Here is a 13,269-nt window from a genome sequence, read left to right as displayed (position 1 = left end):
CAACGCCTTGATGGCGTGGCTTGCATCCAGAACGGAGCACATCCCATGAGCGCAACAACGGCGAATGAGTCGAGGACGAGCCAGAGCGAACCGGCTACGGAGGCCGTCGGCCGCCTTCGCGCGACGTTCAACACCGGCGTCACCCGCGGACTGGACTGGCGCGTCAACCAGCTGCAGCAACTGCGGGCCCTGCTGGTCGAAAACGAGAAGGAGCTGCTCGAAGCGCTCTGGGCGGATCTGAGGAAGAACGCCACCGAGGCCAAGATGGCGGAGATCGACCTTACCGTCGGTCACATCGATGAGACTCTGGCGAGTCTCGAGAGCTGGCTTCAGCCCCGCCCGGTGGAGGTTCCTGCCCTTTTCGGTCCCACTACAACGGCTTACACCAACTACGACCCGCTCGGGGTCGTCCTGGTGATCGGCACGTGGAACTTCCCGGTGCACCTTCTCATCGATCCCATCATCGGCGCACTGGCCGCCGGAAACACCGTGGTGGCCAAGCCGAGCGAGATCTCGGTGCACACCTCGGCGGTACTTTCACGCCTCCTGCGACAGTACTTCGACGCCGACGTCCTCACCGTGGTCGAGGGAGGCGCCGAGGAGACGACGGCCCTCCTGGCCCAACGCTTCGACCACATCTTCTACACGGGCAACGGCACGGTCGGCCGGATCGTCATGGCCGCAGCGGCCAAGAACCTCACCCCGGTCACGCTTGAACTCGGGGGCAAGTGTCCGGTCTTCGTAGCACCCGACGCTGACGTGGACGAGGCTGCGAAGCGGCTGGTCGGCGGCAAGTTCTTCAACGCGGGACAGGCGTGCGGAGCCACGGACTATGTTCTGGCTGATCCTGCCACCGCTGCCGCGCTGGTTCCCGCCCTCCGCACGGCGCTCGAAGCCCAGTTCGGCTCCACTCCGCAGACCGCACCCGACTACGGCCGGATCGTCAACGAGCGGCATTTCGACCGGCTTACCCGTCTGCTGGATTCCGGCCAGGTGGCGGTGGGAGGCCGGCACGACCGTGACGACCTGTACATCGCACCGACGGTGCTCACCGATGTCGACCCCGCATCGCCGGTCATGCAGGAGGAGATCTTCGGTCCGATCCTCCCCATCATCGAAGTCGCCGGCCTCGATGCCGCCATCGCCTTCATCAACGAACGCGACAAGCCGCTGGGGCTCTACGCCCTCACCACGTCCGAGGCCACCAAGTCGCGCCTGGTGAACGAGACGTCCTCCGGCGGCGTCTCCTGGGGGCAGCCGGGGATGCAGGTGCTCGTGCCCGGCCTGCCTTTCGGCGGCGTCGGCGAAAGCGGGATGGGCCACTACCACGGCCTGTATTCCCTCGAGACGTTCAGCCACCTCAAGAGTGTCGTGGACGTGCCGCTCAGTTAGCCTCGGCTCCCCCCGAAACAGACTGCCGGACTGATGAGCAGCAAAGCATAAAGTGGTTCTGACAAGCGAGAATGAGGATTGCCGAGGTCCCTGTTCCCGCCACCGCCGGAGCCACTTCCAGGTTCCTGGCCTCGTGGTCGAGTTGAGGGCGGTGGCCGTAGGGGCGTCTCACAGGCCGGGGCCAGTCCCGGGTCGACGTGATCATCGAAGCCCTGAATCGGCTCCATGCTCTCCCGAGCCCGGGCTGACCAGCACCTTCCCACCCTTAGGAGCACCACCCCACGGGGGTCGTGAAGACCGGCGCGCACCCGAGGCGACAACCGGCCGCTCAACTTGCCCGGACTCCGAAAATCCCTACCAACACTCACCGCACATAGGTAGGTCCGCCAGCAATGGCGGGTCCTTACGCAGGGGCGAGGACTGGCGCGGTGGCGGATTAGGTCAGGATTTGGTCCCCTCCGTTTCCAGCCCTGCCACATCGAGCCGTGCGTGCGATTCTCTCGCCTACGGCTCACCGACGCCGTTCACCACCGGCATTCGGTCTGCCCCGCCAGTCCCGGAAGGGCCTGGTTTCAACGACGGTTCCGTGCAGGACGATCAGGCTCAGGGAGTCGTCGGCGGTGGAGGAAACCACCGCTCAGCCGAACTTCCTGGTGCGCCCGTGATTCTTGGCGAGAGCCCGCCGTTCCGCATCCGCGCGTACGAGCCGATCCGGCCGACGAGTGGGGTGAGTTCCCAACCGGAAAGAGCCGGCCCACCCGGGCAGGAACGCATTCAGTTTCCTCCACGATGCTCCGCTCAGGCCGCGCGCTGGTCCGCTTCCGTCACACCGCCGCCCCGAACACCGAACTCGGTGACCAGCAGACCAAGAAGGGTCACTCGAGCGCGGACGAAGCGCGGCGGGCCCCGAGGGAAGCGGGCGGTACGACCCTCGGACTCATGTACGCGTTAACGCGTACATGAGCTGCAGTGAAGGGGCGGAATGACCTTCCTCCCGTTATCCACCGCATTACAGAAGGACACCCATGCCCGTCAACACTTCAGAGCTTTCGCCTCCTTCGTTGCTTTTCTCCCCGGTCACCCTCGGGAAGATCGAGCTCGCCAACCGCATCGTCATGGCACCGCTGACCCGGGTCCGGGCCGGTTCCTCCGGCATCCCCGGGGATCTGATGGTCGAGTACTACCGGCAGCGGGCGAGCGTCGGAATGATCATCACCGAGGGCACCTACCCCGACCACGCATCGCAGGGATGGGTCGGCGCGCCGGGCATCGCCACCGACGAGCAGGCGGCCGGCTGGCAGCGGGTGTTCGAGGCGGTGCACGCCGAGGGCGGCCGCATCGTCCTGCAGATCATGCACGCCGGCCGCGCCGCACACCCCGACGTCAACGGCAGCCGTCGCATCCTCGCCCCCAGCGCGATCGCCATCGACGGCAAGACGTTCACAGAGAAGGGCGAGCAGCCCTTCCCCGTACCGGAAGCGATGACCACCGCAGAGGCGCAGGCAGCCCTGGAGGACTTCGTCGCCGCGGCCCGCCGGGCCATCGAGGCGGGAGCGGACGGCGTGGAAATCCACGGCGCCAACGGCTACCTGCTCCACCAGTTCCTCTCCCCGGCGGCCAACCAGCGCACCGATGAATACGGCGGCTCGCCGCAGAACCGGGCTCGCTTCGTCGTCGAGGTGGTCACGGCGGTCGCCAAGGCCGTCGGTGCCGAGCGGGTCGGCCTGCGGATCTCGCCGGAGATCAGCCTCGCGGACGTCTTCGAAACTGACCGGGATGACGTCCTGGCCACCTACGGCACACTGGTGGACCAACTGCGCCCGCTGGGCCTGGCCTACCTCTCCGTCCTGCACCCCGAGCCGGGCGGCGAGCTGGTGCAGGAGCTGCGGCAGCGCTTCGGCGGCAAGCTGCTCGTCAACAGCGGCTTCCTCGGGGGGGCAGACCACCCGCGAGGACGCGACACAGCGGATCGAGGCCGATCACGCCGACGCCGTGGTCGTGGGCCGGGCTCTCATCGCCAACCCCGACCTGGTCGAGCGTTGGCAGGGCGGGCACCCCGAGAACGAGCCGCGGCCGGAACTGTTCTACGTACCTGGCGCCGAGGGCTACACCGATTACCCCTTCCTCCAGTCGGGCCAAGAACTCACGGGTGCGCCGGTCCATGCTGCGGCCCGCCACTCAGGATGAGCTCGCCGCCCTCGCTGGACAGGCCCCCGTGTTCCCGTTCGACGGCCGGCCAGTCCTCCAGCCGCGTCTTCAGGCTCCGTCTCCGCGCCGGCAGTGGGCTGGCTCCGCAACGGTATCGGTGCCGGCGTCACCACCACGGCCACTGCCAGCCATGGCCTCCTCCGTCCATCAGAAAGCAGGAGCACACATGACCACCCTCGGCATCATCGGAAGCGGAAACATCGGCGCCGCCGTCGCGCGCCTCGCGGTCGCAGCAGGCATCCCTGTCGTGGTGTCCAACTCCCGAGGACCGCAGAGCCTCGCCGACCTCGTCGCCGAGCTGGGCCCGCCGGCCACGGCCGGCACGGTCGAGCAGGCGGCCCGGGCTGGTGACCTCGTCCTGCTGTCTGTACCACTCAGTGCGCACACCGCTGTCCCGGCCGCGCTGCTCGCGGGCAAGACCGTGTTGGACACCAGCAACTACTACCCTTCCCGCGACGGCCGGATCGCCGAGCTCGACGACGACAAGCTCACCACCAGTGAGCTGGTCCACCGGCACTTCGACGGAGCCCGGCTGGTCAAGGCGTTCAGCAACATCCTGGCCCACCACATCCCCCAGCTGGCCCGCCCCTCGGAGAACCCGGGAGCCGCCGACCGCACCGCACTGCCGATCGCCGGTGACGACGCCGGCACGAAAGCCGACGCGGCGACGCTGATCAACCGACTGGGATTCGACACCATCGACACCGGCTCGCTCGCGCAGAGTTGGCGCTTCGAGCCGGACGCCACCGCCTACACCCGCCTCTACCTCGCCGATCCCTCCACGCCCGACGAGCAGATCTTCACAGCGCCCGGCCGCCCCGTTCCCGCCGCCGAGCTGCGAACCGCGCTCCAGGCAGCCGAGCGGGTACGGGTGGCCGACCGCGTCATCTGACCCCGACAGCGCCCACAGCTCAATCAGTACACAACACGGTCATTCTCCGCGGGGAGCACCTGATACCCGTGCTGACCGCGACGCCGCTGCGTGCCCGGACGCACAGCGTCCCGTGGGTCGGCTGGGGTGTGCGCCGTCCATGGTCTTGGTGGCCGTGGAAACGGTGGGCTCCTCACGGGAAAAGATGCCTGTTGTGGTGTCGGATGGCGAGGAGCCGGTTGAGTGTCCGCGCCTGGCTGGTTGTCGGTCAGCCGGGCGGCAGCCTGGGCGGTCCGTCGTGGCGGGCACGGATGACCAGCTCACGCCATGCCGAATTGCGGGCCTCGTGGCTGGTGCCCGCGGCGAGCAGTAGTGTGCGCAGCTCCTCCGGCAGCAGAATCCGGTCGGTCAGCCCGCCGAAGCCACGTGCATCGAACGGCACGCGGGTCGGCGCCTCGGTCGGCATGGTGAACGCCTTCTCCGCCACGTCCAGCGGCGTCGATGGCCAGGACGAGGTGGCTGTTACGGAACTCCGCACAGGCGGTGCGCCAACGGAAGTCGGCGCGTGAACGCTCTTCAGGTTTTCCCGGTATGGCTTTGGGCCCTTGGGCAGGCTGCGGGGCACAGGTGAGATCGCGATGTCGACGTCGCGGTCGCCGCCGCCACTGCGCGAGTGTTCCGTAAAGCACTGCCGCCCGCTGGACGACCGCGGTAGCAGACCACGCAACTCGTCCGTTTGCACTGGGTTTGGTCTTGCCCTGTGCCCACGGCCAGGCGGCTTCGGAGGATCCGGATCCGGGCCCATGCCCATGACGCAGGCACCACCGGCGACAGTTGAGGGCCCCGGCGGATCATCCGCTGGGGCCCTCGCTCATGCGACGGGTCTCAGATGGTCGCGTTGTCGATCACGAACCGGTACCGCACGTCGCTGGCTTCCATCCGCGTGAACGCCTCGTTGATCTCGGAGGCGGCGATGAGTTCGATCTCTGCGCCGAGGCCGTGCTCGGCGCAGAAGTCGAGCATCTCCTGGGTCTCGGCGATGCCGCCCATTGCCGAACCGGCGAGGGTCTTGTTGCCGTAGATGAGCGAGAAGAGGTTCAGCGCGATCGACTCCTCGGGGACACCGACGTTCACCAGCGCACCGGGCATCTTGAGCAGGCTGAGGTAGGCGTCGAAGTTCAGCGGCGCCGAGACGGTGGAGACGATGAGGTCGAAGCTGCCCGCCAGTTCCTGGAAGGTGGCCGGGTCGCTGGTGGCGTAGTAGTGGTCGGCGCCCAGGCGCAGGCCGTCGTCCTTCTTGCGCAGCGACTGCGACAGGACGGTGACCTCCGCGCCCATCACGTGCGCGATCTTGACGCCGATGTGGCCGAGACCGCCCAGGCCGAGGATGGCGACCTTCTTGCCGGGGCCCGCGCCCCACTGCTTCAGCGGGGAGTACATGGTGATGCCGGCGCACAGCAGCGGCGCGGCCACATCGAGGGAGAGGCCGTCGGGGATGCGCACGACGTAGTTCTCGTCGACGACGATCTTCTGCGAGTAGCCGCCGTAGGTGACTTCGCCGTCACGGCCGATGGCGTTGTACGTGGAGGTCATGCCGCCGTTGGTGCACATCTGCTCCAGGCCGGCCTCGCAGTTGTCGCACTCACGGCAGGAGTCGACCAGACAGCCGACACCCACACGGTCGCCGACCTTGTACTTGGTGACGCCGGAGCCGACCTCGGAGACGACGCCTGCGATCTCGTGGCCCGGGACCATCGGGAAGAAGGCCTTGCCCCAGCCCTCGCGGGCCTGGCTGACGTCGGTGTGACAGACACCGGTGAACTTGATGTCGATCAGCACGTCGTGCTCGCGGACCGCCCGACGTTCGATGGTGGTGCGCTCCAGCGGAGCCTTGGCGGCGGGGGCGGCGTACGCGGCGACAGTCGTCATGCCGTGGTTCTCCTTGCGGGAGGGGGAGTGGGGAGGGGGGAGGGGGGAGGGGGGAGGGGGAAGGGCAAGCCCAGCTGCTTGCTTCCGGCCGGGCCTGCTTCTTCACCCTAACGCATGTTCACGTTAACGCGTACATGAAGGCCGTTACCCTTCTCTCATGGCCAGCCGCACCGCATCCCCGCTCATCCACCCCGACATGGACGACTTCGACCTCTTCAAGGTCATGAGCGCACTGACCGACGAGACCCGGCTCGCCATCGTCGTCGCACTCGCCGCCTCCCCCGGCCTGGCCTGCAGCGTCTTCAAGAAGGACGTCACCGCCTCCGTACTCACCCGCCACTTCCGCGTCCTGCGCGAAGCCGGCCTCATCCACCAGCACGACGTCGGCACCCGCCGCATCAACACCCTCCGCAAGGAAGAACTCGACCAGCGGTTCCCCGGACTGCTCGACCTCGTCCTCAAGGAGAGCGCCGCCCGCGTCACCCCCCGCGCGAACGCCGACAGCGCCTGACACCCCGGCACACGCCAGCACGAACGCAACCAGCACAACCCAACCCTCCGCCAACGCTTCCCGGAACGGCGCCGAACGGCCCGGTCCCGCCGCCGCGGAAGGTCTTCTGGGCGTCCTGGTTCGCGGCAGTGAGGATTCGGCACCTCGATGTCGGCGGCGGCCTGTTCGATCACTGCCACCAGTCGATGCACACAGCCGCGTCCGCACTGCCTGCCCGGGCACGCAGCTTGGGCGCATCTCGGTGAGCGCGACCCACATCGCCTCGCGGGGCTCGTTGGCCGCGTACCGCCCAGTTCGGGGTGGGCGATGGCGATGGCGATGGCGTCGCCGGCCGCCGTCCGGTCGCTCTTCGTGCCGCCCTGGCCTGCGGCGGCCGTGCTCATCTTTCGCGAACTCCTTCGTTCACTCCCTCCCCCACAAGTTCCCGGTCGGGAAATTGATCACCGCGATCACGACCACCCCGGCCGCACGCGCCAGGGGCCTGGCCTCCTGGACCGCAGCCCTGTCGCTCGGCGCCCTCATCGCCCCACTCATGTCCGGCGGCATCGTCGAACACGCGCCCTTCCAGTGGGCGTTCGGCGCGGCCGGCGTGCTCGCCGTGATCACCGCCGTGGCGGCCTGGCTGCTCGGCACCGAGTCCAGCGCTCCGCAGGGCCGCTCGCTGGACTGGCCGGGGCAGATCACCATCGCCGTGGCCATGCTCGGCCTGCTGCACGGCATCATCCAGGGTCCCTCGGACGGCTGGGGCTCGGCCCGCATCGTCGCGTCCTTCGTCACCTTCGCCGTCTTCATCGCCGCGTTCATCGTGGTGGAGAACCGCAGCACGGCCCCGATGCTGCGGCTGAGCCTCTTCCGTATCCCGGCGTTCGCCGCGTCGGCCGCGATGGCGGTGATCGGCATGCTGGGCTTCCTCGGCGGCGCGTACGACCTGAGCATCCGGCTCGGTGTCATCCAGCACCGGGGTCCCTTCGAGGCCGCGATACCGGTCATGATCATCCAGGCGTGCACGCCGTTCATCTGGCCCCTGCTGGTCCGTCTGCTGCATCGCATCGGACCTGGCCCCATGCTTGTCACCGGCTTCCTGGCGATGGCCGCGGGCCAGCTGTGGTTGCGATCGCTGCCGATCCATGAGACCGCTCTGCCGCCCATGCTGGGCCCGCTGATCTTGAACGGCGTCGGTTTCGGCCTGGTCGTCGCCGCGATCACCGCCGCCGCCGTCAACGTCGTACCGCAGAACCTGACCGGCATGGCGGCAGCCACCACCAGCCTGGTCCGCGACCTCGGTCAGACCCTCGGCCCGGCCGTCGTCGGCGCCGTCGCCCTCGGCATGGCCGCCGGCCGGCTGACCGGGAGCCTCGCGGATGCCGGACTGACCCCGAAGGAGCACGGCACGGCCTCCGCCATCCTGCACGAGGGCGGCCCGCTGGCCCTGCACACCGCCGACCTCGGGCCACTCAGCGCCAAGCTCGCCCCGTACACCACGGACGCCCTGGCCCACGGCTACAACAACGGGCTGATCCTCACCGCCGTCGCCTGCGTGACCGCCGCCGTGATCGCCGCCGTCTTCGTCGGCTTCCGACCGAGCGGCACCGCGCCGGCCGAGGCGGAGGGAAGCGCGGCATGAAGTTCGCGAGCTTCGTCCACGACGGGAAACGGCAGTCGGGCATCGTCGCCGCCGACCAGCTCCACCCCTTCGAACAGCCCGTCGACCTCCTGGACCTGATCGTGGAGGGCGAGGACGCCCTGCGCGAGGCGGGAGAACGCGCCCTGACCGCCTCCCTGCCCGTGCCCCCGGCCGACGCGCGCCTGCTGCCTCCGCTGCAGCCGCCCACCGTTCGCGACTACATGACCTTCGAAAGCCATGTCGCGGGAGTCGCACGGGGATACGGCGACACCGTCCCCGAGGAGTGGTACGCCGCACCGGCGTTCTACTTCACCAACCCGTACGCGATGATCGGCGCCCACGACGACGTCCCGGTACCGCCGGGCTGCGGGCGCTTCGACTTCGAACTCGAAGTCGCCGCCGTCGTCGGCAAGGCGGGCCGGGATCTGACGCCCGAGCAGGCACGTGACCACATCCTCGGCTACACGATCCTCAACGACTGGTCCGCCCGCGACCTCCAGGGCCGCGAGATGAGGGTCAAACTCGGCCCGGCCAAGGGCAAGGACACCTCCACCACCCTCGGCCCCTGGCTCGTCACCACCGACGAACTCGAACCCCACCGCAACGCCGACGGCCTCCTCGACCTCGCCCTCACCGTCAACGGCGAGACAGTCGGGCGGGACCGACTGGCCAACATGGCCTGGACGTTCGAGGAGATGGCGGCGTACGCCTCCCGTGGCACCTGGATCCGCCCCGGCGACGTCCTGGGCTCCGGAACCTGCGGCAACGGCGGCTGCCTGGCGGAACTCTGGGGCCGCCACGGCATCCTCGAACCACCGCCCCTCGTCCCCGGCGACAGCGTCACCATGACCGTCGAGGGCATCGGCACCATCAGCAACACCGTCGTCGAGGGCGTCGTCCCCGTGCCTCTGCCACCTGCCCGCCGCAGGCGATGACCACCGTGCGATGAGCTCTGGCACCACGCCGGTGCCGGACAGCGCGTCCGGCACCGGAGAAAGGTTTGGACTTCCCGGCGTTCGTGCGATCCGACCTGAAACGAACCGTCAGCACCCAACCACCCACCGGATCGACCGCTGCCCCCTCATCCGATCGAGAAGTGGATCAGAGGTCGAGGACCAGGCGGTCGCCCCAAGCGATGCCAAGAGGGCCAGCGCGGCGATCGGCGTCCATTCCTCAGCAGATGACGAGGTCCGGCCACTGGTCGGCGAGTGCGGGCACTTCTACACATCACAACTTGGTGCGTCAGGCCGGCACGACCCGAAGACTGTGCAGGCTCTGAGCAGGCACGCAAGGTCACCGAAACGTGGGAGACCTACGCCCACCCACCGCGGGCTGTGGAGGGCGTGACCGTCACGACCTTCAGCGGATTGTTCGCTCCGCCGGACACTCCCGAGGAGCACGCCGCTCGACGACCAGCCCGCCAGGGAGACTTGACCCGGTCCGCCCCTACCGCGAGCGTAGGGCCAGAAAGGCACCTGTTCCGGTCTTGGCCGGAGCGGTGAAGCGAACTGAATACCACGTGGCAGGCAGCAAGCGACCGACCAGGCAGTTTCCGTCCGACGGAAGTCCTATTGCCGGAGTGGAGGCGACATCGTCATGGTGTTTCCCACACGACGTCGAGGATGACGGGACCCGCTCATGCCGCACATGACTGCTTTTGCCAGGAACCAGTGGTACGTCGCCGCCTACAGCCACGAGGTGGGGCGCGAGGAGTTGCTCGGCCGCACGATCCTCGGTGAGCCGCTCGTCTTTTACCGCACCGAGGAGGAGGGCACTCCCGTCGCGCTGCACGACCGCTGCGTGCACCGGCGCTACCCGCTCTCGAAGAGCGGCCTCGACGGCGATCGCATCGTCTGCGGCTACCACGGCTTCACCTACGACCAGACCGGCGCCTGCGTGTACGTGCCGGGCCAGAAGCGCATCCCGCGCACCGCCCGCGTCGCCTCCTACCCGGTCGTCGAGCAGGACTCGCTGATCTGGGTGTGGATCGGCGACCCGGCGCTCGCCGACCCGCAGACCATCCCGCGCGCCCGCCACCTGGACTCCCCCGGCTGGGTCACCGTGCGCGGCATGGAACCGATCGACGCCGACTACGGCCTGCTGGTCGACAACCTCCTCGACCTGTCCCACGAGACGTATCTGCACGGCGGCTACATCGGCACCCCCGAGGTCGCTGAGACGCCGATCACCACCGAGGTCGACGAGGGCGCCGGGATCGTACGGGTGAGCCGGCACATGGACGACGCCGAATGCCCGCCGTTCTACGCCAAGTCCACCGGCATCCAGGGCCGGATCACACGCTGGCAGGACATCGAGTACCACGCGCCCTGCCTCTACCTGCTGCACAGCCGGATCGCGCCGGTCGGTGTGGTGCCCGAGGCGGACGGCAGCGACCCGAACGGCTTCCACACCGAGATCACGTACGCCATCACGCCGTCCGCCGACGGCAAGGTGTACGACTTCTGGATGGTCTCGCGCGACTGGGCGACCGAGGACCCCGAGGTCACGGAGTTCCTGCGGGGCAACAACCACACCGTCGTCATGCAGGACGTCGACGCGCTCAACCTGCTCCAGGAGACGCTCGGCAGCGAGCGCACCGGCTACCAGGAGCTGAGCATCAACATCGACACCGGCGGCCTGGCCGCCCGCCGTATCCTCGCCCGCCTGGTCGAGGAGGGCGCCAAGCCCATGGAGAAGGTCCAGTGACCAGCCCGACGGGCGAGGTCTACCGCATCGACTGGCTGCCGGGCACGGACCTCCTGCACGGCACCTGTCACTGCGGCCGCGAGCACACCTCGCAGGACCCCATCGAGATGTGGGAGTGGATGCTCGCCCACCCACAAGGACACGAGCCGCAAGGACACCAACCGCACGGACACGAGCCGCGAGGATCCAGCTCATGAGCCTGTACGAAGCCGAACTCGTCGTCGACCGGCGGGAGTTCGCGGCCGACGGGGTACTCGCCCTGACCCTGCGCCACCCGCTGGGCGAACGGCTTCCGGACTGGGAGCCCGGCGCCCACATCGACGTCGTGCTCGGACCGGAGCTGGAGCGGCAGTACTCGCTGTGCGGCGACCCGGGCGACCGGGACACCTGGCGGATCGCCGTCCTGCGCGAGCCGGACGGGCGCGGCGGATCCGCCCATGTGCACGGGCAGTTGGGGCAGGGCGACAAGGTGCGGGTGCGCGGGCCCCGGAACCACTTCGCGCTGCGAACCGCGCCCCGCTACCGGTTCGTCGCCGGCGGCATCGGCATCACGCCGATCCTGCCGATGCTGGCGGCGGCCGAGGCGGCGGGCGCCGAGTGGACGCTGCTGTACGGCGGGCGCAGCCGGGAATCCATGGCGTTCACCGAGGAGTTGGGCCGCTACGGGGACCGCGTCACGATCGCGCCCCAGGACGAGGCCGGCCTGCTGGACCTGGGCGCGGTGCTCGACGAAGTCCCCGAGGGCACGCTCGTCTACTGCTGCGGGCCCGGGCCGCTCCTCGACGCGGTGGAGGCGCGGTCCCCGGCCGGGGTGCTGCACGTCGAGCGGTTCCAGCCGAAGGAGCAAGGGAGCGGCGAGAACACCGAGTTCGAGGTCGAGCTGGCGCAGAGCGGCCGCACGCTCACGGTCCCGAAGGACGTCTCCGTGCTGGACGCGGTGCGCTCCGCGGGCGTCGAGGTGCTGTTCTCCTGCACCGAGGGCACCTGCGGGACCTGTGAGACCGACGTCCTCGAAGGCACCCCGGACCACCGGGACTCGGTCCTCTCGGACGAGGAGCGCGAGGCCGGGGAGACCATGCTCATCTGTGTGTCCCGGTGCCGCGGGAAGCGGCTCGTCCTCGACCTGTAGACAGGGCGAGGTCGGTCTCGATCCCGGCGACCGCCGCCAGCAGGTGCGGCAGCAGGTCCCGGCGTACCGACACCAGGGACCTGCGGCTGGCGTGCACCGGGATGTTCACCGCCGCCACCACCGCGCCGCCCCGGTCCCGCACCGGGGCGGCGATCGAGCGCAGCCCTTCCTCCAACTCCTGGTCGACGAGGGCGTATCCCTGCCGGCGCACCCGGGCGAGCTCCGTCCGCAGCGCCCGGGCCGACACGATGGTGCGGGCGGTCAGCGGACGCAGGTCGGTGCGGGCGAGCCGCGCCGTGAGGTCCTCGTCCGGCAGCTGGGCGAGGATCACCCGGCCCACCGAGGTGACATGGGCGGGGAAGCGGGTGCCGACGGTGATCGCCGCGGCCATGATGCGGCGCGCGGGCACCCGGGCCACGTACACGACGTCGTCGCCGTCCAGCACGCACAGCGACGACGACTCCCTGGTGCACTCGACCAGTTGCTCCAGATGCGGTTCGGCGATCTCGGGCAGCGAGGCGCTCGACAGGTAGGAGTAGCCGAGCTCCAGTACGCGCGGGGTGAGCCGGAAGGTGCGGCCGTCCTGGTGGACGTAGCCGAGGTCGACGAGGGTCAGCAGCAGCCGGCGGGCGGCCGCGCGGGTCAGGTCGCAGGTGCGGGCGACCTCGCTGAGCGTGCACACCGGATGCTCGGCGTCGAAGGCGCGGATGACGGCGAGCCCGCGTTCGAAGGACCTCACGAAGTGCGCTGCGCGGACCGGCTCGGGCATCGGGGCCTCCAGCACTGTCAACCATGTCGTCGGCCAACCCCCAACTGACCCTGAACCGTTGCGAGTTCTACCTTCCCGCAGAGCATGCTCGCGCACTAGTGTGCGGTCTGCGCACAACCTGTCGGAACAC

Annotated in this window: 11 protein-coding genes and 1 pseudogene; 9 read left to right on the top strand and 3 right to left on the bottom strand. The window is 69.1% G+C overall.

Going from position 1 to position 13,269, the window contains the following annotated elements; translation table 11 throughout:
• Window positions 1-45 precede the first annotated feature (45 nt).
• The 3 genes and pseudogenes from QFZ76_RS41260 to QFZ76_RS41250 all read left to right on the top strand — a co-directional run bounded on the left by QFZ76_RS41260 (window position 46) and on the right by QFZ76_RS41250 (window position 4,492).
• On the top strand, window positions 46-1,392 hold the full coding sequence (locus QFZ76_RS41260; protein WP_307678462.1) for an aldehyde dehydrogenase family protein: 1,347 nt from the start codon (window positions 46-48) through the stop codon (window positions 1,390-1,392).
• Window positions 1,393-2,417: 1,025 nt separating this feature from the next.
• Window positions 2,418-3,579: pseudogene (locus QFZ76_RS41255) on the top strand (alkene reductase).
• 187 nt (window positions 3,580-3,766) lie between these two features.
• Entirely contained in the window at window positions 3,767-4,492 is a 726-nt protein-coding gene (locus QFZ76_RS41250) for an NADPH-dependent F420 reductase (RefSeq protein WP_307678460.1), read from the top strand.
• A gap of 247 nt (window positions 4,493-4,739) precedes the next feature.
• Here QFZ76_RS41250 and QFZ76_RS41245 read toward each other — a convergent pair whose 3' ends face one another.
• Window positions 4,740-4,958: a hypothetical protein gene (locus QFZ76_RS41245; RefSeq protein ID WP_307678459.1), complete on the bottom strand. Its 219-nt coding sequence runs from the start codon at window positions 4,956-4,958 to the stop codon at window positions 4,740-4,742.
• A 398-nt stretch (window positions 4,959-5,356) separates the two neighbouring features.
• Window positions 5,357-6,400, bottom strand: coding sequence for an NAD(P)-dependent alcohol dehydrogenase (locus QFZ76_RS41240; protein ID WP_307678458.1), 1,044 nt, complete (start codon window positions 6,398-6,400; stop codon window positions 5,357-5,359).
• A 157-nt stretch (window positions 6,401-6,557) separates the two neighbouring features.
• On the opposite strand from QFZ76_RS41240, the gene QFZ76_RS41235 reads away from it, so the two are divergent.
• From QFZ76_RS41235 to QFZ76_RS41210, 6 genes are all read left to right on the top strand, one after another.
• Window positions 6,558-6,911 carry a helix-turn-helix transcriptional regulator gene (locus QFZ76_RS41235; protein WP_307678457.1) on the top strand — a complete coding sequence of 118 codons (354 nt, stop codon included), beginning with the start codon at window positions 6,558-6,560 and terminating at the stop codon, window positions 6,909-6,911.
• 436 nt (window positions 6,912-7,347) lie between these two features.
• A complete protein-coding gene (locus QFZ76_RS41230; protein WP_307678456.1) occupies window positions 7,348-8,535 on the top strand; it encodes an MFS transporter in 1,188 nt (395 codons plus the stop codon).
• Window positions 8,532-9,470, top strand: coding sequence for a fumarylacetoacetate hydrolase family protein (locus QFZ76_RS41225; RefSeq protein ID WP_307678455.1), 939 nt, complete (start codon window positions 8,532-8,534; stop codon window positions 9,468-9,470). The genes QFZ76_RS41230 and QFZ76_RS41225 overlap by 4 nt, the downstream gene beginning before the upstream one ends.
• Before the next feature lie 703 nt (window positions 9,471-10,173).
• Window positions 10,174-11,241: an aromatic ring-hydroxylating dioxygenase subunit alpha gene (locus tag QFZ76_RS41220; protein WP_307678454.1), complete on the top strand. Its 1,068-nt coding sequence runs from the start codon at window positions 10,174-10,176 to the stop codon at window positions 11,239-11,241.
• Entirely contained in the window at window positions 11,238-11,438 is a 201-nt protein-coding gene (locus tag QFZ76_RS41215; RefSeq protein ID WP_307678453.1) for a hypothetical protein, read from the top strand. The genes QFZ76_RS41220 and QFZ76_RS41215 overlap by 4 nt, the downstream gene beginning before the upstream one ends.
• Complete coding sequence (locus QFZ76_RS41210; RefSeq protein ID WP_307678452.1) at window positions 11,435-12,370, top strand: PDR/VanB family oxidoreductase; 936 nt, start codon at window positions 11,435-11,437, stop codon at window positions 12,368-12,370. The genes QFZ76_RS41215 and QFZ76_RS41210 overlap by 4 nt, the downstream gene beginning before the upstream one ends.
• On the opposite strand, the gene QFZ76_RS41205 is transcribed toward QFZ76_RS41210, so the two are convergent.
• A complete protein-coding gene (locus QFZ76_RS41205; protein WP_307678451.1) occupies window positions 12,321-13,139 on the bottom strand; it encodes an IclR family transcriptional regulator C-terminal domain-containing protein in 819 nt (272 codons plus the stop codon). The genes QFZ76_RS41210 and QFZ76_RS41205 overlap by 50 nt on opposite strands.
• Window positions 13,140-13,269 lie beyond the last annotated feature (130 nt).

This window comes from Streptomyces sp. V4I2 (assembly GCF_030817655.1).
Classification (GTDB): Bacteria; Actinomycetota; Actinomycetes; order Streptomycetales; family Streptomycetaceae; genus Streptomyces; species Streptomyces plumbiresistens.
Note: the sequence above shows the minus strand (reverse complement) of the source record. Positions and strands in the feature narration are given on the sequence as shown.

Coding starts and splice junctions, on each gene's coding strand:
- QFZ76_RS41225 (WP_307678455.1), top strand. CDS start 8,532: ATGAAGTTCGCGAGCTTCGTCCACGACGGGAAACGGCAGTCGGGCATC.
- QFZ76_RS41220 (WP_307678454.1), top strand. CDS start 10,174: ATGCCGCACATGACTGCTTTTGCCAGGAACCAGTGGTACGTCGCCGCC.
- QFZ76_RS41210 (WP_307678452.1), top strand. CDS start 11,435: ATGAGCCTGTACGAAGCCGAACTCGTCGTCGACCGGCGGGAGTTCGCG.
- QFZ76_RS41235 (WP_307678457.1), top strand. CDS start 6,558: ATGGCCAGCCGCACCGCATCCCCGCTCATCCACCCCGACATGGACGAC.
- QFZ76_RS41205 (WP_307678451.1), bottom strand. CDS start 13,139: ATGCCCGAGCCGGTCCGCGCAGCGCACTTCGTGAGGTCCTTCGAACGC.
- QFZ76_RS41250 (WP_307678460.1), top strand. CDS start 3,767: ATGACCACCCTCGGCATCATCGGAAGCGGAAACATCGGCGCCGCCGTC.
- QFZ76_RS41240 (WP_307678458.1), bottom strand. CDS start 6,400: ATGACGACTGTCGCCGCGTACGCCGCCCCCGCCGCCAAGGCTCCGCTG.
- QFZ76_RS41260 (WP_307678462.1), top strand. CDS start 46: ATGAGCGCAACAACGGCGAATGAGTCGAGGACGAGCCAGAGCGAACCG.